Genomic DNA, 21,656 nt, shown 5'->3' with positions numbered 1-21,656 from the left:
GCGTTATTGTTGATCAAAACAACGTTTCAAAATCTCCGTTGCGTCACAGACCGGCAGGCGTAACACAGCAAGAATAAAATCAGTGCGCTTCGCCCTGCGGGGTGAATTTCAGTTCAATCAAGGCAATCGCTTTTTGGATAGCGCGGCGCGTCACCGGATCGGCGGCTGCCGGATGGGTGGAAAAATCGATGCTTTTTAACTGGTTCGCCATTTTCTCACGCACTTCAACCGGCGCGATAACGTCTATAACATCGAGGATTTGTTTAATAACCAGTTGACAGGCTACGACATCAGAGACCAGTTCCTGGTCAGCAGAAAGATTTTGCGACATATGAAGCTCCTTTACTAAAGGGCGTCATAGTAGCGGGAAATATCAGGCAAGAGTAGTTTTGTCCCCTTTTGCCGTCGAATTGCGGGCATAAAAAAACCTGCTCACGGCAGGTTTTTTTATCATCAGAACATAGCGCCTGGCGGTACGTCTTTGAAAGTCTTGCAATAGGTTTCAAACATATGCTTGAGGATTTTACGCAGTTTCATTTGTTACTCCGGCGATGTGTTATGCAGGTGTTACGTCTCAATGCGCATATAATATGACCCACATCACAAAAAGCAAGTTCAATGTGATGGAAATCACGTTTCAAAAATCAAAAATGCAGTAACTTTGTTAAAAATCCAATTATAAATCCTGCGGTTAGCGCGCTAAAATATTTTTTAGCATCCTCAATTATTTTTGCAAATGGCAGCCCCACAATGCGTGAAAGCACCCTTTCGCGAAAGACAGGAGGTCTTTCTCCCGCTGCGCTACTGGTAGCCGGCGCTTTCTTTATGGAGTTTATCGACGGCACGGTGATCGCTACGGCGTTGCCGGATATGGCGAAAACCTTTGGCGTGGAAGCCGTCGCGCTCAATATAGGTATTAGTGCCTACTTAATAACGCTGGCCGTGCTGATCCCCGCCAGCGGCTGGATTGCCGATCGCTTTGGCGCGCGCAATGTCTTCTCGCTGGCGCTGGCTATTTTTACCCTCGCCTCGGTGCTTTGCGGGCTTTCAACCAGCGTTGATATGTTTGTCTCGATGCGGATTTTACAGGGTATCGGCGGTGCGTTAATGGTGCCGGTCGGCCGCCTTGCGGTGTTGCGCACCACACCGAAACATCAGCTCATTACCGCTATTGCCACGCTGACCTGGCCCGCGCTGGTCGCCCCCATTATTGGCCCACCGCTCGGCGGTTTTATTACCCACTACGCCAACTGGCGCTGGATCTTCTTTATTAATGTGCCGCTGGGCCTGCTGGCGATTGCGCTGGCGTTACGCATTATCCCCCCTATCCGCGAGGAGGAACGACGCCCCTTCGATTTGCCGGGTTTTATTGCCACGTCTGTGGCGATGATAAGCCTGGTGTACGCCATGGAGGCACTGGGTTCTGAACATCCGCAAGGCGCACTAACGTTAGGTTTGCTGGTGCTCGGCGCGATAACACTTGCTTTTACCTTGCGCCATTTCCAGCGCGCAACATGGCCAATGATCCGCCTCGACGCCATGAAAGTGCCAACATTTCGCGTGACCATGTACGGCGGTTCACTGTTTCGCGCCTCCATCAGTGCAGTTCCGTTTCTGTTGCCGCTGCTGTTTCAGGTCGGATTTGGCATGGATCCATTCCATGCCGGGTTGTTAGTGCTGGCAGTGTTTGCCGGGAATCTTTCCATCAAGCCGGCAACCACACCGCTTATCCGCTGGCTGGGTTTCAAAAAGCTGCTGTTAATCAATGGCGCGCTCAATGTGCTGGCGCTGTTAGCCTGCGCATTATTGACGTCACACACACCGGTGTGGCTGACATTTGTGATCCTTTATCTCGGCGGCGTATTCCGTTCGGTGCAGTTCACCGGCGTCAGCACTCTGGCGTTTGCCGATGTACCTTCGCCGCAAATGAGTTATGCCAACACCTTATTCAGCACGGCAACACAATTAGCGGTGGGTTTAGGTATTACGCTGGGCGCAATTGGTATTCGCATTGGTGAGCATATCAGTACGTGGTTGCACATAACCGCCGTTGAGGGGATCAGCTTTCGACTGGCGTTTGTATTTATTGCGCTGATTTGCCTGGTGGGCATGATTGATACGCTGCGGCTAACAAATGATGCGGGTAGCGCCGTATCACGTAAACAGGACACCTGAGGCAGGAAAGGGAAAAGAAAAATAGCCGCAACAAACGTTGCGGCTATTTATTATCAGGCGAGGACTTCGCGAACGAAGGCTTCAATCTCTTTATTCTGGCAGTTTTCAAAGAAGCACTTCTGGAAACGTTCACCAGAAACGGCGGTTTTCACCAGCTCACGGTCGATAGCACGCAGCGTATCGAGATAGTTCTCTTTTACCACCGCCGCTTTGACCTGGTTAAGAATACCCGCGTTGCGCACCTGCGGTTCTTTGCGCTCCGGCGGGTAACCCTCCCCTTTGCGGCCAGTAAAGGCTTTTTCAAAGATAAAGCGCACGTTCAGTTCCGCGCCCCAGCCAAAACCTTTCGCGAACGGGAGCGCCAGTGCGTTACCGTTGTTGATCTGCGCGAACAGGAAAGCATCCGCCGGATCGATACAGTAACCGCACACCACACCCGGGTGGATATTCAGTGACATCAGTGCGCCCTGGCCAGTGCCACAGCCGGTTACCACGAAATCCACTGCTTTGGCATTCAGCAAAATACTGGCCATAATACCAAGGTGGATATAGGTCAGATGGTGGTCGTTCTCATCGCTCATCCCGACGTTAAATACCGGGAAATCTTTCTCATCGGCAACCGTCTTCAGCTCTTTGAGGATGATGGCGTTTTTCGCCGCCTGGCTGTTTTCCATCATCAGTGCAATTTTCATTTTAGATCTCCTGTGACATGCTTCAGATAGCAAAGGTTGGGTAAACCTTACTACCTGGCAAACATACTTTCAAATTTAATGAAAAATGGTTTTAAAAATCAGAAGCAGGCTCACAGTTTTTGCTCTTCGTGCAATGTCGTCGCGATTAGTAGAGGCTGTTCGGCGGGTTATTCTGTCGATTGCCTGCAAATCAACGCGATAAGATGAGATCATGCCAAAATGAAACAGAGTGATTTCATGAAGAGAATAGTTGTAGCCGCCTCGCTGCTCCTGCTCGCGGGATGCACGATGACGAAACAAGCGGAAGTCAGTAGCGTGGATACCATCAGCGGTCTGGTACGCCTGAGCTATAACCAGTCGATGATGCAAACTGCAAAATACGACACCTATACCGCGCAGGGGACTGCTAATAAACAGTGCCAGCAGATGGGTTATGCCACCGCTGTACCTTACGGTCAGCCAGTGCAAACCTGCAGCCTGATTAGCGGATCGGTCTGTATGAATACGAAAGTGACCATTCAATACCAGTGCCGTGGCGTGGCGTTTACACAAACCAAACCGACCTGGTAAATTCTTAAGCCAGTATAATTCTACTGGCTTATTTTTTATTAAAAACAAAAACAATTCTCATTTATTTAATTAATTCCCGCCAATGCGTGTTATTCTCATTCTCTTCTTAAAACATTTATTTTTTATTTTACCTTTTGCAAATAATTAAATAACAAATTATAGTGAGCGCTCCTTTCGTCTGATAATTATATTTATGGAGCCGCGCCATGTTAAAAGCAGAGATGATCGAAAAATTAAATGAACAAATGAATCTGGAACTGTTTTCTTCCCTGCTTTATCAGCAGATGAGCGCCTGGTGCAGCTACCATAGTTTTGAAGGTGCGGCCGCGTTCCTGCGCCGCCATGCGCAGGAAGAGATGACGCATATGCAACGCCTGTTTGATTATCTGACTGACACCGGCAGCCTGCCACGTATCAATACCATTGAATCGCCGGTGGCTGATTATGCTTCGCTCGACGTTCTGTTCCGCGCAACGTACGAACATGAACAACTTATCACGCAGAAAATTAACGAACTGGCACATGTCGCGATGACCACTCAGGATTATCCAACATTTAATTTCCTCCAATGGTATGTGGCGGAACAACATGAAGAAGAAAAACTGTTTAAATCAGTGATTGATAAATTAACACTGGCAGGTAAAAGCGGCGAAGGTCTCTATTTTATCGATAAGGAACTGGCGACGCTGGACACACAAAACTAATATTACGGGCGGTAAAGAAGATTCTTTACCGCCTTTTTATTAATGCCTGCAGATTTTACTTTCGTGAGTCGAAAAACCCTCTTCCGCCGGAATAAACTTCCCGCGAGATGCCAGAAATACGACCAGTTCAGCCGCCGTCATTCCTTCCGCTGAGCAGGTATGAAAACGCGCCGCTTCGCCAAACCGATGAATAATTGCAGCCGTCAGACTCTCGTTTGAGTAGCGCTCGCCTGTTTCAATCATCATATTCATCACTTCATGGCCGTGAATGGATGTCATAGATCCTCCCCGAAAAAGATGCATTATAAACTCAACATTTCAAGCGAGTGTTGCGCTAAAACAGGTTTACATGCATCCGGCACAGCTTGTACAACGCCAGTCCTGCTTATTCACGGCATGGTAAAAGTAGCGATAATTTACCGTTTCCAGCGGGATGACGTTTGCGTAAAACAGATCGGTCAGCCAGTCGACGTTGGCAATAATCCACTCATCTTCCGGCAAGCCCTGAGCGAAGGTTTCATCATCCGGGTCAATGATCGAATAGATTGCCCACGTCCCCATATCCTTTTCCTGGCGCGACTCTGGCAATGTTATCTCTGCCCCTTGCCAGCTAATTACCCAGTGGCCGTGACAAAGCAGGTTTCCGCTGCGCGACCATCGTGCTGTAAAGGGATTAGTACCCGGCATTGCCAACCCTCAATATTTTTGAAAATTTATAATATTTTTTAAGTTACGCTCAATTGTTACGTAAAAACATCCTCCTGATGAAGTAGGCAAATCCGACAATTTCTCTGTGCAGGCGCCCTAAAAAACCATCGTAAAGAAATAAATACAGCATTTGTAACGGTTATTTGACGAAACCACTGAATTGCCTTACTCTGCGCCGCATCTTGAGCTAGCAGTGTGTTTTATTACAGAGGAAAGCGTGAAGAATCGAACACTGGGTAGTGTTTTTATCGTCGCCGGAACAACCATCGGCGCGGGAATGCTGGCAATGCCGCTGGCAGCGGCAGGTGTAGGTTTTGCGACCACTTTAGTTTTACTTTTCGCTTTATGGGCAGTGATGTGTTACACCGCCCTTCTTCTGCTGGAGGTTTATCAGCATGTTCCGGCAGATACTGGGCTTGGATCGCTGGCCCGGCGTTATCTGGGGAAATATGGCCAGTGGGTGACAGGCTTTAGCATGATGTTTTTGATGTATGCGCTGACGGCGGCATATATTAGCGGCGCAGGCGAATTGCTGGCAGCAAGCATCAGTTCGTGGCTTAACTTGTCGCTTTCGCCCATTACCGGGGTGTTGCTGTTCACTCTCGTTGCCGGTGGCGTAGTGTGCGCAGGAACCTCGCTGGTCGATCTGTTTAACCGTTTTCTGTTCAGCGCCAAGCTCTTGTTCCTGGTAGCGATGCTGGCGCTGCTAATGCCGCACATCTATAAGGCGAATTTGCTGACCATGCCGCTGGAAAAAGGTCTGGCGCTGTCTGCCATTCCGGTCATTTTTACCTCGTTTGGTTTTCACGGCAGCGTCCCAAGCATCGTCAGTTATATGGGCGGAAATATTCGTAAACTGCGCAGAGTGTTTATTACCGGCAGTGCCATCCCGCTGGTGGCCTATATTTTCTGGCAACTGGCAACGCTTGGCAGTATTGATTCTTCGACCTTTATCGGGCTGCTGGCCAGCCAGGCCGGGCTTAACGGTCTGTTGCAGGCATTACGCGAAGTGGTGGCGTCACCACACGTTGAGTTAGCGGTACATCTGTTTGCCGACCTGGCGCTTGCAACCTCTTTCCTTGGTGTATCGCTCGGTCTGTTTGACTACCTTGCCGATTTGTTCCAGCGTCGCAACACTGTCGCAGGGCGTTTACAGACAGGCGCTATCACTTTTCTGCCACCGCTGGCGTTCGCACTGTTTTATCCACGTGGCTTTGTAATGGCGTTGGGATATGCCGGTGTTGCACTTTCCGTGCTGGCGCTGTTATTGCCTTCAATGCTGGCATGGCAAAGCCGCAAGCATTATCCGCAAAGCGGTTATCGCGTACTCGGCGGCAAACCGACGCTGTGTCTGACTTTTGCCTGCGGCATCGCGATTATTGTTATTCAGTTCTCTATCGTCGCCGGGTTGTTGCCGGAAGTCGGTTAATCACCGCCATCAGGTGTGAGTGCTGGCATGTTCAATGTATACGCTCACACCGTTCTTCCCCTCGTTAATAGCTCAGCATCTTGTTCAATCCTAAAGACGTTTTTGCAGAACAGAAGATTGCCTTCACACAAGTACGGTGAAGCTTACTCGCACCAGCAGACGCACTAACCCGGTTACCGCTGCGAGAGAAACGCGGAATGAGTGTGGGAAATTCAGGACGTAAAAACGTTGAACAAACTTCGCGGCATGACCGCAAGATTGCTGTCATGCCGTCGCTGGAAGTCAGAAAAATATTACGAAGTGATATTATGAAACACGGAAAACAGACATAAAAAAACCGCCTTTAAGGGCGGTTTCACGACACTGCTTATCATTGATTTTATTCTTGATTTCCCATGGTACCCGGAGCGGGACTTGAACCCGCACAGCGCGAACGCCGAGGGATTTTAAATCCCTTGTGTCTACCGATTCCACCATCCGGGCTCGGGAAGGAAATTGGAGGCGCGTTCCGGAGTCGAACCGGACTAGACGGATTTGCAATCCGCTACATAACCGCTTTGCTAACGCGCCTGAATACTAAAGGTTTTTCAACCCACACCCGCTAATGTAGCCGGTGCGTTAAACTGGAGCGGGAAACGAGACTCGAACTCGCGACCCCGACCTTGGCAAGGTCGTGCTCTACCAACTGAGCTATTCCCGCATTATCAAGATTTGTTGTAATCTCTTGATTTTACAATCATCTGGCGAGCTACGCCGCCTTCCGATGCGTTGCATTCTACTTACCTGACGCACTGAGTCAACGATATTTTTCAAAACCCGGATCGTTTGCTGAAAATTGCGACGAAACGATCACGGTTCAAGCAGATCGCCACGCGCAGCGTTGAGGTATTGCAGCATTGACCACAGCGTCAGCACTGCGGCAACGAAAAACAGCGCAATGCCGGCATATTCAACCCAGATATTCGGACGCCAGAGGAGCCATACCAGGGCGACCATCTGCGACGTGGTTTTGACTTTACCAATCCACGAAACGGCCACACGACTGCGCTTACCCATTTCGGCCATCCATTCACGCAACGCAGAAATAATGATCTCACGCGCGATCATCGTTGCCGCAGGCAGCGTCACCCACCAGCTGTGATAGTGTTCTGCGACCAGCACCATCGCAATCGCGACCAGCACTTTGTCAGCAACAGGATCGAGGAAGGCACCAAAACGGGTGCTTTGATTCCAGCGACGCGCCAGAAAACCGTCAAACCAGTCGGTCACCGCAGCACAACAGAAAATCAGCGCACAAACAAACGGCGCCCACGGAAAAGGAAGATAAAACGCCAGCACGAAAAACGGGATCAGGATGACGCGAAATAGGGTGAGCAACGTAGGGATATTAAATCGCATAGTGGCGTTAACTGTCTGTTGTCCGTAAATATTCGCTCTATGGTGCTACAGAGCCCTTAATGTTTCAACGAGTAGTAGATCTTTTCTGCCAGTCCTTGCGAGATCCCCGGCACTTTTGAGATTTCATCAATACTTGCATTGAGTAAACCTTGTAACCCGCCCATATATTTTAACAACATCTGACGTCGCTTCGGCCCGACACCTTCAATGGTTTCCAGTGAACTGGTGTTTTTCACCTTCGCGCGTTTTTTGCGGTGTCCGCTGATCGCGTGATCGTGCGACTCATCGCGAATATGCTGGATAACGTGCAGCGCTGGTGAATCCGGCGGCAGGCTAAAGCCCTCGCCTTCAGGCTCAAAGAACAATGTTTCCAGACCAGCTTTGCGATCGGCCCCTTTCGCTACGCCCAGCAGCAAAGGTTTATTTTTATCCCACGCCACGTCCAGTTCAGCAAAAACGGCTTTCGCCTGTCCTAACTGCCCTTTACCACCATCGATAAGGATCACATCAGGGATTTTGCTCTCTTCGATTGCTTTACCGTAGCGGCGACGCAGCACTTGATTCATCGCTGCGTAATCATCACCCGGCGTGATTCCACTGATGTTGTAGCGTCGATACTCCGCCCGCATCGGCCCATTGGCATCAAACACAACGCATGAGGCCACGGTTTGTTCACCCATCGTGTGGCTGATATCGAAACACTCCATGCGTTTCACTTCCGGCAACTCCAGCACGCTGGCCAGCGCAGCAAGCCGCTGATGAACCGTTGATTGCTGAGAAAGTTTGGTTGCCAGCGCCGTGGCGGCGTTGGTACGCGCCAGCTTAAGGTAACGCGCACGATCACCGCGCGGTTTGGTTTGCACATTCACCCGCCGGCCAGCGAGTTCGGACAGCGAGTCGCTCAGCAGCGTTTTATCGCTCAAGTTGAAATCGAGCAAAATTTCACCCGGCAAGGTACGCATCTGGCTACCCTGCAAGTAGAACTGACCAACAAAGGTTTCCACTACTTCGCCAAGCTCGGTGCCACCCGGCACTTTCGGGAAATAACTGCGACTGCCAAGCACTTTTCCCTGACGGATAAACAGCACATGCACGCAGGCCATTCCGGCATCAAAAGCCACGCCGATAACGTCCAAATCGTCGCCAGTATTAGAAACAAACTGTTTTTCCGTTACACGGCGCACGGCCTGAATCTGGTCGCGGACACGCGCCGCTTCTTCAAACTCCAGCGCCTGACTGGCTTTTTCCATGCGAGCGATAAGCTGAGTCAGTACCTGATCATCTTTACCGGCAAGAAAGAGGCGCACATAGTCAACCTGCTGCGCATACTCCTCTTCACTGACCAACCCGGCGACACATGGACCAAGGCAGCGGCCAATCTGGTATTGCAGGCAGGGGCGAGAACGGTTGCGATAGACACTGTTCTCGCACTGGCGAACAGGGAAAATTTTCTGCAGTAGCGCCAGCGTCTCGCGCACGGCATAACCGTTCGGGAAAGGCCCGAAGTACTCCCCTTTCGCATGCTTAGCGCCGCGATGCATGGAAAGACGAGGATGCGTATCGCCGCTAAGAAAAATAAACGGGTAGGATTTATCGTCACGCAGCAGCACGTTATACCGGGGCTGGTAGAGCTTGATGTAGTTATGCTCAAGCAACAGCGCTTCGGTTTCCGTGTGGGTAACGGTGACATCAATCTGTTGGATCTGTGCGACCAGCGCTTCCGTTTTGCGCGAGGCAAGGTTGCTGCGAAAATAGCTGGAAAGCCGCTTTTTCAGGTCTTTCGCTTTACCGACATAGATAACAGTTCCACCGGCATCATACATACGATAGACGCCGGGTTTACTGGTAACCGTTTTGAGAAATGCTTTCGAATCAAAAACTTCAGTCACTGACTTATTAACGTCTCCGCATTGCACAACCCATGGCGAATAGCGAGGTGCGTCAGTTCGACGTCGCCGTGAATGTTCAATTTGCTGAACATACGATAGCGGTAGCTATTCACCGTTTTTGGGCTCAGATGTAGCTGTTCTGAGATCTCATTGACCTTCTGGCCTTTGGTGATCATCAGCATAATCTGCAATTCACGTTCAGACAAACTGTCGAACGGCGAGTCCGTTTTTTCGGGTTCGATTTGGCTAAGCGCCATTTGCTGAGCAATGTCAGAAGCGATATAGCGCTGGCCAGACTGCACGGAGCGGATAGCGTTCACCATTTCCTGCGGCGCGGCGCCTTTGCTGAGATATCCTGCTGCGCCCGCCTGCATCACTTTCGCGGGCAGTGGGTTTTCAGTGTGGACAGTAAGCATAATCACTTTGGTATCAGCACTACCACGCGCGATTTTCCGCGTCGCTTCGAGGCCGCCGATACCGGGCATATTCATATCCATCAGAACGACATCAACCGTATTGGCCCGACACCATTTAATAGCATCTTCCCCACAGTTGACCTCGCCGATAACTTTTATGCCCTTAATGTCTTCAAGAATGCGTCGTATCCCTGCGCGCACCAGTTCATGGTCATCAACAAGTAGTACGTTGATCAATGGAGTATCTCCGGAATAGGGATAACGCGACAAAAGTCTAATTCAACGTATATTAACTTTTTTTCATCTAACAGTGAAAGGTTAAAAAACCAGTAACTTTCGATTTTGTTCGCGTTTTTGGAAATTAAGTTGTACAGAGTGCGGAAACTTTCGCGAGCTTTTCAAGCGCAGCGCTAAAAAAGTTTTAGCGCCGTTTTTCAAAAAGTTACTAAAAATTGTGTTTGCAGATATGACTATTAGCACGCTTCGCATGTAACAACAATTAACTGCCTCTAAACCTTGCTTAAACATATATTCTTCGATAATTAAAAACAGCACGGCTTATTACCGTCAGGTTTAATTTAATAAACTGAAAAGAATGATCAAAAAACAACCACTGATTTCTTTTGCCAGCATTATGGTATACTCCGCCGCTTTGACAGTGTTCGTCGCGCAGATGCGCGACACCGTAACGAGGAAAATAAATTGAGCACACCTGATTTTTCCACTGCTGATAATGCAAAGGAACTGGCGCTGGAAGTCTCCTGCCTGAAATCAATGATTACGCTGATGCTGCAAGCCATGGGCCAAGCAGACGCCGGACGCGTTATCCTTAAAATGGAAAAGCAAATCGAACAAATGGAAGATGAAGCTCAGGCGGCGGTATTTTCCGGTACTGTTAAGCAAATTAAACAAGCCTATCGCCAGTAAATAATAACCGGCTGCCAAAATAACTTTGTCAGCTGGCTATCTTTGCCGGGCAAAACATAAGGGATAATTAAATCATCCCTGTTGCCGCTGCGTAGCATGCGATCTGTGTTTTGTTCGGCGCATTAAATTTCTTCTGCATATTTTTTTGATGAAAATTAACGGTGTTTTCGGAGATGGATAAAATCATCGCGATCTCTGCAGATGTTTTACCTTCCGCCGTCCACTTGAGAATTTCACGTTCACGCTTACTGAATTTCATTTCAGGCGCCAGCACCATCTGATCTTCCAGACGCGTTAATGCCAGCAGGCTTAACTGCACCAGCGTCTGCAGACGCAATTCAATTTCATCATCCGACATCATTTTGCCAAACAGGCTGGTGCGCGACACGGACAAAAATCCCATCGCATGATTGGGCAACATCAGGCACTGCGAAATACCTTTGCGCAATCCGTGATCCCGCGCGGCATCCCACAATACCGTGGCATCGCGAAAGAGTTTGTCATTCCAGGGAAGATGTCCCTGAATGAAGTTTTCAGCCTTCAGCACCGGGTCAATAGCAAAATAGTTCTCTGCCTGATAATGCTGCATCCACGCTTGTGGATAAGAGCTTTCAACGCTCAACTTCGGCCGGGTAAAAGGCACCGGGTGGCGAACGCAAAGCGAAAAATAATCAAATTCCAGCAGCTGTGTCTGCCGCTGTAATTCGGAATAAACATCCTGAGATGTTGTCATCTCCTGGAACCGCGACATCATGTCACGACGCCAGGTAAAGAATTCTGTATCCTGCATACCGACCGGTAATACCCCTGGTTTTAATAATCATTATTTTGTATACAATAAGCTAACACATAAAACTTAATTATAAATATAAAATATCGATACATTTGGAAATAAGTTGCGTTTAACGCCAGCGTTAACGGCATCTTCAGGAAGGAATAACTGGCTGGCGTTTCAGCCGCACGGCAGAAAGTCGGGAAATATCCCTGCAAAATCTGTATGTAATAAAAGCAGTGAATCTTAACTTAAGTAAAATTAACGCGATTCAGCCAATTTGTGCGCTGAACCGCGTAAGCATTACTGCATGAGGAATTTTTCCAGAAACTGGCGCGTACGCGGTTGTTGCGGGTCAGCAAACAACGCTTTCGCTGGTCCTTGTTCTACAATACGCCCCTGATCCATAAATATTGCCCTGTCCGCCACGTCACGTGCAAAACTCATCTCATGCGTGACAATCACCATCGTGCGCTTTTCCTGCGCCAGCTGGCGAATGGCATTAAGCACTTCGCCCACCAGTTCAGGATCGAGTGCGGATGTCGGCTCGTCAAAAAGGATCACATCCGGGCGCATCGCCAGCGCGCGGGCTATCGCCACTCGCTGCTGCTGCCCGCCCGACAAGCGCCGCGGGTAGTTATTCTCTTTGCCACTCAGCCCCACTTTTACCAGTAGTTCACGCGCCCGTGCGGCAGCCTCGTCCTTTGGTTCACCTTTCACGATAACCGGCCCTTCAATAATGTTTTCCAGCACGGTCCGGTGCGGGAACAGATTGAAGTTCTGAAAAACAAAACCAACATGCTGGCGTAACTGGCGGATAGCGCTTTTCTGCTGACTCAGAGAACGCGCGGTATCAATGGTAATATCACCCACGCGGATTGTACCGTTCTCTGGCTGTTCAAGCAGGTTAATGCTGCGCAACAAGGTAGTTTTACCGGAGCCGCTCGGGCCAATAATCGCCACCACTTCGCCCTGCTGCACCTCAAGATCGATACCGTGCAACACTGTCTGGCCGTGGAAGTTTTTCACCAGATTTTTCACGTCGATAGCACTCATTTCGGATCACGCTCCTGACGATTAAGCTGGTTTTCGAAATAGTTTTGCAGCGAAGAAAGTACAGTAGCCATTACCCAGTAAATGAGCGATGCCGCAAGGTACATGGTGAACACTTCCAGCGTACGGGAGGTGATTAACTGCGCCTGACGGAACAGCTCCGGCACCTGGATAGTTGCCGCCAGTGACGTATCTTTCACCAGGCTAATAAAACTGTTGCTCAGCGGCGGTAATGCGACACGCGCGGCTTGCGGGAGAATCGCGCGACGCAGCGTCTGCCACGGCGTCATGCCAATACTGGCCGCCGCTTCCCACTGCCCTTTATCAATAGACGAAATCGCCGCGCGCAGCGTCTCCGCCGCGTAGGCCGCTGTATTAAGTGACAGACCGATCATCGCCGACGGAATAGGATCCAGCTCAATCCCAAACTGCGGCAGACCGTAATAGATCATAAACAACTGGGCGATAAGCGGCGTACCGCGAAAAATAGAGATGTAAAAACGCGCCAGCCAGCGCACAGGTAAGAGCGGCGACATGCGCATCAGCGCCAGCAGAAAGCCCAACAGTAAGCCAAAAAACATCCCGCCAATACTGAGTTGCAGTGTAAATACCGCGCCCTTTAACAGGTAAGGCGCGGAGTCGATAACCAGTTGTAGACTCTCTTGCATTATTTTTGCTCTGTCTGGGAATTAAATATGGGGGTGATAGGCAAACAGCGCCGGTGCGCCACCTGTATGGATAAACAAAATTGGCCCGTTATCTTTAAAGCGATTCTGCTCAATGCCATCCAGTAAGCCGGCCATCGCTTTGCCGGTATAAACCGGATCGAGCAAAATGCCTTCCAGACGGGCCAGCAATTTCACCGCGTCCATTCCTTCATCATTCGGTGTGCCGTAGCCTGGCGCGAAGTAATCATCCCACAACAGAATATCGGCGTTGGCCTGCAATTCGAGTTCCCGCGCGATAGCCTGTTGCAGCGTCACCACTTTCGGTTTTTGATCCGCAACGCTACGTGAAACCGTCACTCCAATCAGTTCCACATCGGGCATCAGTTGCTCAAGCCCGACCGCCAGCCCGGCGTGCGTACCGGCACTGCCGGAAGCGACCACAACCGACGAAAGGCCAACTGCGCCTTCGCATTGCCGGGCGATCTCCAGCGCGCTTTCCACATACCCCATTGCGCCCAGCGCGTTTGAACCACCCACCGGGATCACATAAGGGCGAAAACCCTGCGCTTCTATGCGCGTCGCCAGTTCCTCCAGTTGCGCAGTGGGATCCGTCAACGCGTCGCACATTTCGATCTGCGCGTTGAACAGATCCAGTAGCAAACGGTTGCCGTTGGTCAGGTAGTTTTCTGCCGTGGTGCCAATCGGATTTTCCAGTAGCGCCACGCAGTGCAGGCCTAATTTCGCCGCTACCGCCGCCGTCTGACGCACGTGATTGGACTGGATCGCCCCTGCGGTAATCAGCGTATCAGCGCCCTCGCGCAGCGCATCCGCCGCCAGAAACTCGAGTTTACGCAGCTTATTGCCGCCCATCGCCACCGGCGTGACATCATCGCGTTTAATAAAAATTTCGCGTCCCAGGTAATCGGAAAGCCGCGGCAAATACTCCAGTGGCGTGGGCGCGCCAATTAATTCGAGGCGCGGAAAGCGGGTCACATTGTGCAAGGACATAAAACCTCCGAAGACCGGGTAACGTTAGCAACTGCTTTTTATTATGCACACTAAAGTCGATGAAATAAAAAAGGCGCTTGATTAAGCGCCTTTTTTTAGCGGGTAACGATTACTTCGTCACATCCGCTCCAAACCATTTTTCCGACAGCGTTTTCATGGTGCCGTCTTTTTGCATCTCGGCAATAGCTGCGTCGATAGCTTTCAGCAAATCGTCATTACCTTTACGCAGCGCAACGCCGGATTCCTGACGCGAGAAAGCATCCCCCGCTACCGCCAGCGTATCTTTGGTTTTCTTCACCAGATCCAGCGCGGCCAGACGATCGACCAGGATAGCGTCAATACGGCCAACGCGTAAATCCTGATATTTAGTCGGGTCATCATCATAGGTGCGAATATCAACGCCCTGCACGTTCTTACGCAGCCACTCTTCATAGTTAGTGCCAAGGCCCACGCCCACTTTCTTGCCTTTCAGATCCGCTGCGGATTTGATCCCCGCTTCGTTTCCTTTTTTCACCAGCGCCTGGATACCGGAAACGGTATAAGGCGTTGAGAAATCATACTTTTTCTTACGCTCATCGGAGATGGTGACCTGGTTAATCACCACGTCGATGCGTTTAGAATCCAGCGATGCCAGCATGCCGTCCCATTTGGTGGGTTTCAGGGATGCTTTTACGCCAAGATGCTGCGCCAACGCTTCGGCGAACTCTACTTCAAAACCAGTAAGCTTGCCATCGTCGCCCTGGAAACTAAACGGCGGATACGTGCCTTCCAGACCCACCAACAGCGTGCCACGCTCTTTGACTTTATTGAGCAGGTTTTCCGCCGCGAATGTTTTCACGCTCATCCCTGCTACCAGCGCGACGGCCATCACACCCATCAGCGCCTGACGTCCCAAAAGTGCTAGTTTCATAGTTACCCCGATAAAGAAATTGGCTGTAGTGTAAGGTGCCTGACGCTAAGTACAAGCACAACTCGGCTACATCTTATTCCTTTTTAATATAAATCAGATGTTGCACCTACAGCGATTTTTTGCACGGACGCAAAACGCATCTGGGTTTTAAACTGCGCATATTTGCGCAAAGCAATCCGATAATTATTGGTGCTGGTCGCCGGTAACCACGGTTCCAGATTTTCGTCGAGGAACCCTTCTTCAAGCAGTTGTCGGGAAATATTGAGTTCAGTGAGATGGTTGCCAAGGCGGCGCAAACGCACGACATACTCGCGCACCGTACCGTGGCTCATTTCGGTTTGTTCGAAAAGATATTGTTTAAAACCGATGATATCGAAGAAATCGCTCTGCTCTTTGCAGTGCAGATCGCCGCAAAAACGACAGAGTGCGACCCACTCTTTCTGCTCTTGTTGCCAGGCCGCTTCATCCAACAGCATATCCAGACGCGAAATCGCGATTTTATTCACGATTTCGCCCCGGCGTACCAGTGTGATGCGATCAAGCAGCTTGTGGCAGTGTGCGCAATGCGTCTGGCTGTGTTTAAAGTCTTTAAGGTAGCGGCTTAGAGGCCGTCTTTTAGGTTGCTGCACCGTCATGATAACTCCTGGTTGTCAATGCGTTGTACGGCATTTACCAGGAGTGATGCAGAATCACCGACCTATAACTTACCCAGCTTGGTACGTAAGCGTTTAATAGCCTGGCTATGGAGCTGGCTGACTCGCGATTCCCCGACTTCCAGAACGGCACCAATCTCTTTCAGATTGAGTTCTTCCTGGTAGTACAGTGTCAGGACAAGTTGTTCACGTTCCGGCAGCGACTCAATCGCTTCCATGACCCGGTGACGTAAATTACTTTCCATTAACTGGAATAACGGGTTTTCCTGTTGATGATCGTCGGTGACCAGCTCGATACTGTCGCCATGCTCTTCCCGCCATTCATCATAGGAAAAAAGCTGGCTGTTATTGGTATCGAGCAGCATCTGACGGTATTCCTCTACAGGAATTCCAAGACGCTGCGACACTTCTGTTTCCGTCGCGTTACGTCCCAGTTCTTGCTCAAGTTGCCCCATTGCCTGCGCCACTTCGCGGGCATTACGCCGAACGCTGCGCGGCACCCAATCGCGGCTGCGCAATTCGTCCAGCATCGCCCCACGAATACGCTGTACTGCGTAAGTGGTAAATGCCGTTCCTTGCAGAGCGTCATATCGGTCTACTGCATTCAGTAAACCGATACCGCCCGCCTGTAGCAGGTCGTCCAGTTCCACACTCGCCGGCAAACGCACCTGCAGGCGCAATGCTTCGTGACGCACAAGAGGTACATAACGCTGCCACAGCGAGTGTTTATCCATTACACCTTCAGCGGTATAGAGTGAATTCACGATAAACAGCCCTGCGTTAATTGAGTTATCGGCACGATTATCCGATTCTGGAGTGGTTTTAATCGGATGAATAGTGGGTGAAATGGGGGTTATTTGACTTTATTGAACCGTTCTCCCGGCCGGCAATGCATATAACACCAGCTCAAAAGCCAGCGCCGGATGATGCCCGCGCAAATAAAAACGATAATTATCCGACAGTTCACGAATGTATTGCGGGATCGTCAGCAAATCTTCCGGCTTGTGATACAAGCTAATAGTCAGAACAGGCAAAGATGCACGAATGGTATGTTGCGCACCTTTTAGCGCTTCCAGTTCCGCCCCCTCAATATCCATTTTAATAAATGTAGCGTAATTCGTGCCTTCGAGGGCATTATCGATGCTGACCACATCAATGGAGGTGTTACCTTCCCCTTCGCTTAAACGAGACGAGGTATCCATTCCGGAATCAAAGCGTAATGTTGTATTTTCCGACCAGACACCTTTATTGATGGCTTTCAGTTCAACATCGCCAATATCGGCACGCTGTAATAAGGCGAAATTTTTCGCTTCCGGTTCAAAAGCAAGGATTTTTGCCGGTTTCTTCACGCCCTGCTTCTGTGCCGCTTTCAGGAACGCAACCACGCTGTCACCGTCGTAAGCGCCGCAATCGACATACACTTCGTTATCCTGTAAACGCACCAGGTCTTCTGCCAGATAGTGGTTAGGATCGAAATATTTACCGTAGTACAAGCTGCGCGCACAAATACGTTGATTAATAAACGCAACCAGCGTTTCTTTTGAGCGTTCATCGCCTAAAGAGTTATAAAACTCCGTCAAAACGGCTTCATTTTCCTGGCAAAATTCGGCGGTATAAAGCGTGTCCGTATTTACACCAATAAAAGAGTGGTCGAAGATCAATATGCTTTCGGCGTTGTTTGCGAGCATCGCTTCTAATTCAGCGCTCACATACTGGATAGCCAGAATGTAATTATAGGTGCCGTCTTGTCGGGTTAGCTGGTCTAAATTGATGATATCGTAACCGTAAAAGGTTGAACCTTCGGTAAAATATTTTTCATTGACCGCGACATAATCCACTTTCACATTCTGGCTGGTCAAAAATTCCCACGTTTTTTGCCCTAAATAACCGGCACCGCATAATACCAACGGACGACCATTCTTCTGCATTTCGTCGATCGTATCGAGAAAATGGTTTCTGGACTCGCTAATTTTTTCAAGAATAGACATATCTACCTCAGAGACTCATTCAGTACACAATAAGTGGCAATCACAGTATGATTTTTTGTTGCGCTAATGCGCTTTTGTTGGCGCTTTCAAGGAAAGCTAATCCTTTTAAAGCCACCTGCGAGTCAATAGCATAACTATTCGCTTCGCCGCGTAATGCTGCTGCGATATCACAGTAATAGTTCGCAAAGGCCTCAATAAACCCGGCGGGATGGCCTGCTTTAAAGCGGCAGTACCGCTCCTGGTTCGCCACCGTGTTGTCACTCGCCGTGCGGTCAATAATGCTGACGTTGCCGTGAATATCCGCAATACGTAGATACTCGGGCTCCATTTGCAGCCATTCCGCGCTGCCTTCTGTGCCATACACCCTGATCCGCAAACCATTGCGATAACCCAGCGCCGCCTTGCCATACCAGTAGTTGCACACCACATCATCGCTATAACGTGAAACGATATTCACCGTGTCCACCACGCCCGGCACACGAGCGAAGGTACTGTTAACGGCATAGACATCCAGCGCATGTTTCTCAGTGAGGAACTCCACCAGTTGATGGACATGTACGCCAAGATCCAGCGATACCGTCGGGATCGCGTTATCCGTACGCCGCCAGGTTTGCGGTAGCGCGACGCTGCCGTCGCTGCGACAACGGCTGAAACCCTCTTGCGGCATTTCGACCATCACATGCTGAATCCGACCCAGCGCGCCGCTTTGCAAGCGCTGGCGTAATTCGCGCACCATCGGGTAGCCGGTATAGTTGAACGTCACGTAGAGCTGGCTATTCACCTCGTCGACGCGCTGCTGAATATCTTCAGCATCTTTGACGCTCGCCACTAAGGCTTTTTCGCAAATGATCGGCAGCGGATATTCCAGACATGCCATCAGAATTTCGCGGTGCGCGGGCGTAGGCGTTAGCACCACCACCGCATCAAGATGCGCGTGTTCTTTCTCAAGCAGCGTCAACGCATCCTGGTAAATCTTGCTCTCATCAAGCCCCCAGGCCATGCCGGTTTGCCGATTAAGGGCGTCATCCCGGCTGAAACAGCCGGCAGATAACTGGAAATGTCCATCCATCTGGCTGGCGATTTTATGGGTCATACCGATGGCGGAATTCAGGCCGCCGCCGATAAATGCCAGGGATAAGGGCTTAGCCATAATCCGGTCCTTACGTCGTTTTAAAAGAAAAATAGTTTTTAAGCTGCGGCGTCAGACGCGCCAGTTCGGCAACATCATCAAATTCAGCAAACACCAACCCAGCCCTGTCACGCGGCGCGGGTTCCAGCCGATCGCCAGGCAATTTCAGCGGAATAGTTTCGATAATGCGTGCCGCCAGCGGCGCGAAAAGGTAGCCGGTAAAATGGGTATCGACGTCGCTGGAAATAGTGTGCCGTGCAATGGCACGAAGGTGCGCAGGTCGCCGCGCTAAAAATGCGGTAGCGTGCTGACAACCGAGGAACGGGGCGACAAACTCGCTGGAATAATCAACGCCGGTTGAAAGCTCAATTAAACGGGAATAGAGATCGCCCGGGCAGCGCCGGGTAAGTTCGATAAGCCAAAAATCGTTGTCATTGGCAATAAACTGGGTATGCAGCAAACCGTCGACCAGTTGAAGCTGGCGCACCAGGGTTTGCATACATTCGCTGACGCGATCACGCATGCTTTCGGTCAGGGAAAGACTCAAGCTGCTGCTGTTGACCTGCCAGGGATAAACGGTGCAGAACTCATCGACAAAAAATTCGCAGACAATCTCCCCACCGCGGATAAACGCGGAGTGGCTGTAGAGCGCGCCCTGGCAAAAGGTTTCAATCACGCACTCGCCGTTTTGCGAAGCGCTACGGGCTTTTGCCACCGCATCGTCAAGTTCTGCGGCCTGCTGCACCAGGGTAATCCCGATGCCGCTATAAGCATCAATCGGTTTTACCAGCAACGGAAACGGGAGATGACGCGCTTCTTCAGCACCTCTTACCGCACGCGGGATCGGATACCCCTGCTGCTCTGCCCAGACGCGGAAGCGATCTTTCAGAAAAAGCGTGTCGCTGACATCAGGCGTGTCGAAACCGGGCAGGCCCAGTTCGGCGGCAACGCGGCTCCCCGTCAGGTACGAGACATCGGTAACGCCAGGCGTAATGGCCGCAATTTTGTATTCACGTGCGATCGCTAACACCGCATCGCAATCAGCATAATTTTGGACTTTGGCAATATCAGCAGATTTCATTCCTGCATCGTGCGGCTTACCGCTGCACACCAGCGTGGTAAAGCCCGCCGTTTTGATCGCCCGTTGTAAAGGCAATGAGGCAAATCCCGCATCGAGGATCATCGCCGTACGCGTGGCTGTCATGCACCCTCCAGCGAAATAACTGCCGCAGCGGGTGTTGCGGTTGCGGCGACACCACGAATGATGTCAGTAATACGCTGTTGATCTTCGCGCGCCAGCCCCGGATAAATCGGCAAGCACAGCACTTTGTCAGCGATAACATTCGCGCACGGCAAGTTCTCTTTCTGCGAGGAAGCAAGCCCGCGATACATACTGAAGGAGCTAATCAGCGGGTAGAAATAGCGCCGCGTTAAAATACCGGCATTTTTCAGCACGTCATAAAGCGAGTCGCGATCGATACCGAACTCCGGCTCAATCAAAACCGGGAAGTAGGCATGGTTCCATGTCACATCAGCAGGTACATCCAGCAGACGAACGCCGTCGATTCCCTGCAGTAATTCCACATAATGCTGGTAAAGCGCCTGGCGATCGGCCAGCGCCTGATCGATATGTTTAAGCTGCAACAAGCCGAACGCCGCTTCAACTTCGTTCATTTTGGCATTGATACCAGGGGCGACAACGCGCGTTTCCCCGGCAAAACCGAAGTTTTTCAAATAATCAATGCGCTGCTTGGTACGCGCATCGTGGCAAATAATCGCGCCGCCTTCGAAGGTGTTAAACACTTTCGTTGCGTGGAAGCTCAGCACTGACAAATCCCCGTGATTCAAAATACTGACGCCGTTTTTCTTCACGCCAAACGCGTGCGCCGCGTCATAGATCACTTTCAGGCCGTAGATATCCGCGACTTGCTGGATTTTGTCCACATCGCAGGGAATGCCGTAGCAGTGAACCGGCATAATCGCCGTGGTCTGCGGGGTGATCAGCTCTTCGACACGCTCAGGATTGATATTGTAAGTTTGCGGATCGATGTCGGCGAAAACCGGCGTCAGGCCATTCCATAAGAGGGTATGGGAGGTGGCAACAAAGGAGTAAGGCGTGGTGATGACCTCGCCGGTGACGCGGAGCGCCTGCAGTGCGGTGAGCAGCGCCAGCGTACCGTTGGCGAATAAGCAGACATATTTCACGCCCAGGTAACTTGCCAGCGCCTCTTCAAGTTCCTGATGGAAAACACCACCGTTCGTGAGGATCCGGTTGTTCCAGATCTTCTCAAGGTAAGGAATAAACTCTTCCAGCGGTGGCAAAAGAGGGCTGGTTACAAAGATATTATTGTCCATAGACAAACCTGCGCGCGTAGGAATTATCTGTTCATCATAACGACGCGCCTGGCGAGCTATCGGTGAAACAGGGGGCATTTTGTTGCGCTTTTCCCCTCAGTGCTAAAGGTAAACTGGCAGGGTCTGCGCAGGCGGTGGAAAAGGGCTGGGCTTGCGTAATCAGCTATTCAGCGAAAAACCCGGTAATGTCACACCACCGGGTTTCATCGCCG

General features: G+C 50.6%; 25 protein-coding genes and 3 tRNA genes. 6 read left to right on the top strand and 22 right to left on the bottom strand.

Going from position 1 to position 21,656, the window contains the following annotated elements:
* Window positions 1-79: 79 nt before the first annotated feature.
* Both C813_RS32075 and azuC read right to left on the bottom strand, forming a co-directional pair.
* Window positions 80-331 carry a DUF2766 family protein gene (locus C813_RS32075; RefSeq protein ID WP_017458328.1) on the bottom strand — a complete coding sequence of 84 codons (252 nt, stop codon included), beginning with the start codon at window positions 329-331 and terminating at the stop codon, window positions 80-82.
* Between the two features lie 122 nt (window positions 332-453).
* The gene (azuC, locus tag C813_RS46945; protein ID WP_017458329.1) at window positions 454-537 is read right to left on the bottom strand and encodes a stress response protein AzuC; all 84 of its coding nucleotides are present in this window, start codon (window positions 535-537) and stop codon (window positions 454-456) included.
* A 213-nt stretch (window positions 538-750) separates the two neighbouring features.
* On the opposite strand from azuC, the gene C813_RS32070 reads away from it, so the two are divergent.
* Window positions 751-2,175, top strand: coding sequence for an MFS transporter (locus C813_RS32070; RefSeq protein ID WP_017458330.1), 1,425 nt, complete (start codon window positions 751-753; stop codon window positions 2,173-2,175).
* 53 nt (window positions 2,176-2,228) lie between these two features.
* Here the strand turns inward: C813_RS32070 and C813_RS32065 are convergent, their stop codons facing one another.
* Window positions 2,229-2,867, bottom strand: coding sequence for an RpiB/LacA/LacB family sugar-phosphate isomerase (locus C813_RS32065; protein WP_017458331.1), 639 nt, complete (start codon window positions 2,865-2,867; stop codon window positions 2,229-2,231).
* 237 nt (window positions 2,868-3,104) lie between these two features.
* Between C813_RS32065 and yecR the strand changes: the two genes are divergently transcribed.
* Together yecR and ftnA are read left to right on the top strand one after the other, a co-directional pair.
* Window positions 3,105-3,437: a YecR family lipoprotein gene (yecR, locus tag C813_RS32060; RefSeq protein ID WP_025263568.1), complete on the top strand. Its 333-nt coding sequence runs from the start codon at window positions 3,105-3,107 to the stop codon at window positions 3,435-3,437.
* Between the two features lie 206 nt (window positions 3,438-3,643).
* Window positions 3,644-4,141 carry a non-heme ferritin gene (gene ftnA, locus C813_RS32055; RefSeq protein WP_017458333.1) on the top strand — a complete coding sequence of 166 codons (498 nt, stop codon included), beginning with the start codon at window positions 3,644-3,646 and terminating at the stop codon, window positions 4,139-4,141.
* Window positions 4,142-4,180: 39 nt separating this feature from the next.
* On the opposite strand, the gene C813_RS32050 is transcribed toward ftnA, so the two are convergent.
* Together C813_RS32050 and C813_RS32045 are read right to left on the bottom strand one after the other, a co-directional pair.
* Window positions 4,181-4,420 carry a YecH family metal-binding protein gene (locus C813_RS32050; protein WP_017458334.1) on the bottom strand — a complete coding sequence of 80 codons (240 nt, stop codon included), beginning with the start codon at window positions 4,418-4,420 and terminating at the stop codon, window positions 4,181-4,183.
* A gap of 66 nt (window positions 4,421-4,486) precedes the next feature.
* Window positions 4,487-4,828 (bottom strand): hypothetical protein, encoded by a 342-nt coding sequence (locus C813_RS32045; protein ID WP_025263567.1) that lies wholly within the window; start codon window positions 4,826-4,828, stop codon window positions 4,487-4,489.
* 238 nt (window positions 4,829-5,066) lie between these two features.
* On the opposite strand from C813_RS32045, the gene tyrP reads away from it, so the two are divergent.
* The gene (gene tyrP / locus C813_RS32040) at window positions 5,067-6,278 is read left to right on the top strand and encodes a tyrosine transporter TyrP (RefSeq protein ID WP_025263566.1); all 1,212 of its coding nucleotides are present in this window, start codon (window positions 5,067-5,069) and stop codon (window positions 6,276-6,278) included.
* 396 nt (window positions 6,279-6,674) lie between these two features.
* Here the strand turns inward: tyrP and C813_RS32035 are convergent.
* From C813_RS32035 to uvrY, 6 genes are all read right to left on the bottom strand, one after another.
* Window positions 6,675-6,761, bottom strand: a tRNA-Leu gene (locus C813_RS32035).
* Between the two features lie 13 nt (window positions 6,762-6,774).
* Window positions 6,775-6,848 (bottom strand) — tRNA-Cys (locus tag C813_RS32030).
* A gap of 54 nt (window positions 6,849-6,902) precedes the next feature.
* Window positions 6,903-6,978, bottom strand: a tRNA-Gly gene (locus C813_RS32025).
* A gap of 149 nt (window positions 6,979-7,127) precedes the next feature.
* Window positions 7,128-7,676 (bottom strand): CDP-diacylglycerol--glycerol-3-phosphate 3-phosphatidyltransferase, encoded by a 549-nt coding sequence (pgsA, locus tag C813_RS32020; RefSeq protein WP_017458337.1) that lies wholly within the window; start codon window positions 7,674-7,676, stop codon window positions 7,128-7,130.
* A 56-nt stretch (window positions 7,677-7,732) separates the two neighbouring features.
* Window positions 7,733-9,565, bottom strand: coding sequence for an excinuclease ABC subunit UvrC (gene uvrC, locus C813_RS32015; protein WP_017458338.1), 1,833 nt, complete (start codon window positions 9,563-9,565; stop codon window positions 7,733-7,735).
* Complete coding sequence (gene uvrY, locus C813_RS32010; protein ID WP_017458339.1) at window positions 9,562-10,218, bottom strand: UvrY/SirA/GacA family response regulator transcription factor; 657 nt, start codon at window positions 10,216-10,218, stop codon at window positions 9,562-9,564. Before uvrY ends, uvrC begins: the two co-directional genes overlap by 4 nt.
* 358 nt (window positions 10,219-10,576) lie before the next feature.
* Between uvrY and C813_RS47735 the strand changes: the two genes are divergently transcribed.
* Complete coding sequence (locus tag C813_RS47735; protein WP_017458340.1) at window positions 10,577-10,687, top strand: hypothetical protein; 111 nt, start codon at window positions 10,577-10,579, stop codon at window positions 10,685-10,687.
* The gene (locus tag C813_RS32005; RefSeq protein WP_017458341.1) at window positions 10,684-10,908 is read left to right on the top strand and encodes a DUF2594 family protein; all 225 of its coding nucleotides are present in this window, start codon (window positions 10,684-10,686) and stop codon (window positions 10,906-10,908) included. Before C813_RS47735 ends, C813_RS32005 begins: the two co-directional genes overlap by 4 nt.
* A gap of 67 nt (window positions 10,909-10,975) precedes the next feature.
* Here C813_RS32005 and sdiA read toward each other — a convergent pair whose 3' ends face one another.
* The 11 genes from sdiA to C813_RS31950 all read right to left on the bottom strand — a co-directional run bounded on the left by sdiA (window position 10,976) and on the right by C813_RS31950 (window position 21,444).
* Window positions 10,976-11,698, bottom strand: a complete 723-nt coding sequence (sdiA, locus tag C813_RS32000; RefSeq protein ID WP_017458342.1) for a transcriptional regulator SdiA — start codon at window positions 11,696-11,698, stop codon at window positions 10,976-10,978.
* 285 nt (window positions 11,699-11,983) lie between these two features.
* Entirely contained in the window at window positions 11,984-12,736 is a 753-nt protein-coding gene (gene tcyN / locus C813_RS31995) for an L-cystine ABC transporter ATP-binding protein TcyN (RefSeq protein WP_017458343.1), read from the bottom strand.
* A complete protein-coding gene (tcyL, locus tag C813_RS31990; RefSeq protein ID WP_017458344.1) occupies window positions 12,733-13,401 on the bottom strand; it encodes a cystine ABC transporter permease in 669 nt (222 codons plus the stop codon). Before tcyL ends, tcyN begins: the two co-directional genes overlap by 4 nt.
* A gap of 21 nt (window positions 13,402-13,422) precedes the next feature.
* Window positions 13,423-14,409: a D-cysteine desulfhydrase gene (dcyD, locus tag C813_RS31985; RefSeq protein ID WP_017458345.1), complete on the bottom strand. Its 987-nt coding sequence runs from the start codon at window positions 14,407-14,409 to the stop codon at window positions 13,423-13,425.
* Between the two features lie 109 nt (window positions 14,410-14,518).
* Window positions 14,519-15,319: a cystine ABC transporter substrate-binding protein gene (gene tcyJ, locus C813_RS31980; protein WP_017458346.1), complete on the bottom strand. Its 801-nt coding sequence runs from the start codon at window positions 15,317-15,319 to the stop codon at window positions 14,519-14,521.
* Window positions 15,320-15,402: 83 nt separating this feature from the next.
* Complete coding sequence (gene fliZ / locus C813_RS31975; RefSeq protein ID WP_017458347.1) at window positions 15,403-15,954, bottom strand: flagella biosynthesis regulatory protein FliZ; 552 nt, start codon at window positions 15,952-15,954, stop codon at window positions 15,403-15,405.
* A 62-nt stretch (window positions 15,955-16,016) separates the two neighbouring features.
* Complete coding sequence (locus C813_RS31970) at window positions 16,017-16,736, bottom strand: RNA polymerase sigma factor FliA (RefSeq protein WP_007371523.1); 720 nt, start codon at window positions 16,734-16,736, stop codon at window positions 16,017-16,019.
* A gap of 99 nt (window positions 16,737-16,835) precedes the next feature.
* Window positions 16,836-17,960, bottom strand: a complete 1,125-nt coding sequence (locus C813_RS31965; protein ID WP_017458348.1) for an FkbM family methyltransferase — start codon at window positions 17,958-17,960, stop codon at window positions 16,836-16,838.
* 40 nt (window positions 17,961-18,000) lie between these two features.
* Window positions 18,001-19,110 (bottom strand): Gfo/Idh/MocA family protein, encoded by a 1,110-nt coding sequence (locus tag C813_RS31960; protein WP_017458349.1) that lies wholly within the window; start codon window positions 19,108-19,110, stop codon window positions 18,001-18,003.
* A 10-nt stretch (window positions 19,111-19,120) separates the two neighbouring features.
* On the bottom strand, window positions 19,121-20,293 hold the full coding sequence (locus C813_RS31955) for an ATP-grasp domain-containing protein (protein ID WP_017458350.1): 1,173 nt from the start codon (window positions 20,291-20,293) through the stop codon (window positions 19,121-19,123).
* Window positions 20,290-21,444: a DegT/DnrJ/EryC1/StrS family aminotransferase gene (locus tag C813_RS31950; protein ID WP_017458351.1), complete on the bottom strand. Its 1,155-nt coding sequence runs from the start codon at window positions 21,442-21,444 to the stop codon at window positions 20,290-20,292. The genes C813_RS31955 and C813_RS31950 overlap by 4 nt, the downstream gene beginning before the upstream one ends.
* Between the last annotated feature and the right edge of the window lie 212 nt (window positions 21,445-21,656).

It is taken from the genome of Kosakonia sacchari SP1 (assembly GCF_000300455.3).
Lineage (GTDB): Bacteria > Pseudomonadota > Gammaproteobacteria > Enterobacterales > Enterobacteriaceae > Kosakonia > Kosakonia sacchari.
This window is presented reverse-complemented; position numbering and strand designations above follow the sequence as displayed.

Excerpts from the sequence above, each read along its gene's own strand:
- C813_RS32075 (WP_017458328.1), bottom strand. The coding sequence starts at position 331 with ATGTCGCAAAATCTTTCTGCTGACCAGGAACTGGTCTCTGATGTCGTA.
- azuC (WP_017458329.1), bottom strand. The coding sequence starts at position 537 with ATGAAACTGCGTAAAATCCTCAAGCATATGTTTGAAACCTATTGCAAG.
- C813_RS32070 (WP_017458330.1), top strand. The coding sequence starts at position 751 with ATGCGTGAAAGCACCCTTTCGCGAAAGACAGGAGGTCTTTCTCCCGCT.
- C813_RS32065 (WP_017458331.1), bottom strand. The coding sequence starts at position 2,867 with ATGAAAATTGCACTGATGATGGAAAACAGCCAGGCGGCGAAAAACGCC.
- yecR (WP_025263568.1), top strand. The coding sequence starts at position 3,105 with ATGAAGAGAATAGTTGTAGCCGCCTCGCTGCTCCTGCTCGCGGGATGC.
- ftnA (WP_017458333.1), top strand. The coding sequence starts at position 3,644 with ATGTTAAAAGCAGAGATGATCGAAAAATTAAATGAACAAATGAATCTG.
- C813_RS32050 (WP_017458334.1), bottom strand. The coding sequence starts at position 4,420 with ATGACATCCATTCACGGCCATGAAGTGATGAATATGATGATTGAAACA.
- C813_RS32045 (WP_025263567.1), bottom strand. The coding sequence starts at position 4,828 with ATGCCGGGTACTAATCCCTTTACAGCACGATGGTCGCGCAGCGGAAAC.
- pgsA (WP_017458337.1), bottom strand. The coding sequence starts at position 7,676 with ATGCGATTTAATATCCCTACGTTGCTCACCCTATTTCGCGTCATCCTG.
- C813_RS47735 (WP_017458340.1), top strand. The coding sequence starts at position 10,577 with ATGATCAAAAAACAACCACTGATTTCTTTTGCCAGCATTATGGTATAC.
- sdiA (WP_017458342.1), bottom strand. The coding sequence starts at position 11,698 with ATGCAGGATACAGAATTCTTTACCTGGCGTCGTGACATGATGTCGCGG.
- tcyN (WP_017458343.1), bottom strand. The coding sequence starts at position 12,736 with ATGAGTGCTATCGACGTGAAAAATCTGGTGAAAAACTTCCACGGCCAG.
- tcyL (WP_017458344.1), bottom strand. The coding sequence starts at position 13,401 with ATGCAAGAGAGTCTACAACTGGTTATCGACTCCGCGCCTTACCTGTTA.
- dcyD (WP_017458345.1), bottom strand. The coding sequence starts at position 14,409 with ATGTCCTTGCACAATGTGACCCGCTTTCCGCGCCTCGAATTAATTGGC.
- tcyJ (WP_017458346.1), bottom strand. The coding sequence starts at position 15,319 with ATGAAACTAGCACTTTTGGGACGTCAGGCGCTGATGGGTGTGATGGCC.
- fliZ (WP_017458347.1), bottom strand. The coding sequence starts at position 15,954 with ATGACGGTGCAGCAACCTAAAAGACGGCCTCTAAGCCGCTACCTTAAA.
- C813_RS31965 (WP_017458348.1), bottom strand. The coding sequence starts at position 17,960 with ATGTCTATTCTTGAAAAAATTAGCGAGTCCAGAAACCATTTTCTCGAT.
- C813_RS31960 (WP_017458349.1), bottom strand. The coding sequence starts at position 19,110 with ATGGCTAAGCCCTTATCCCTGGCATTTATCGGCGGCGGCCTGAATTCC.
- C813_RS31955 (WP_017458350.1), bottom strand. The coding sequence starts at position 20,293 with ATGACAGCCACGCGTACGGCGATGATCCTCGATGCGGGATTTGCCTCA.
- C813_RS31950 (WP_017458351.1), bottom strand. The coding sequence starts at position 21,444 with ATGGACAATAATATCTTTGTAACCAGCCCTCTTTTGCCACCGCTGGAA.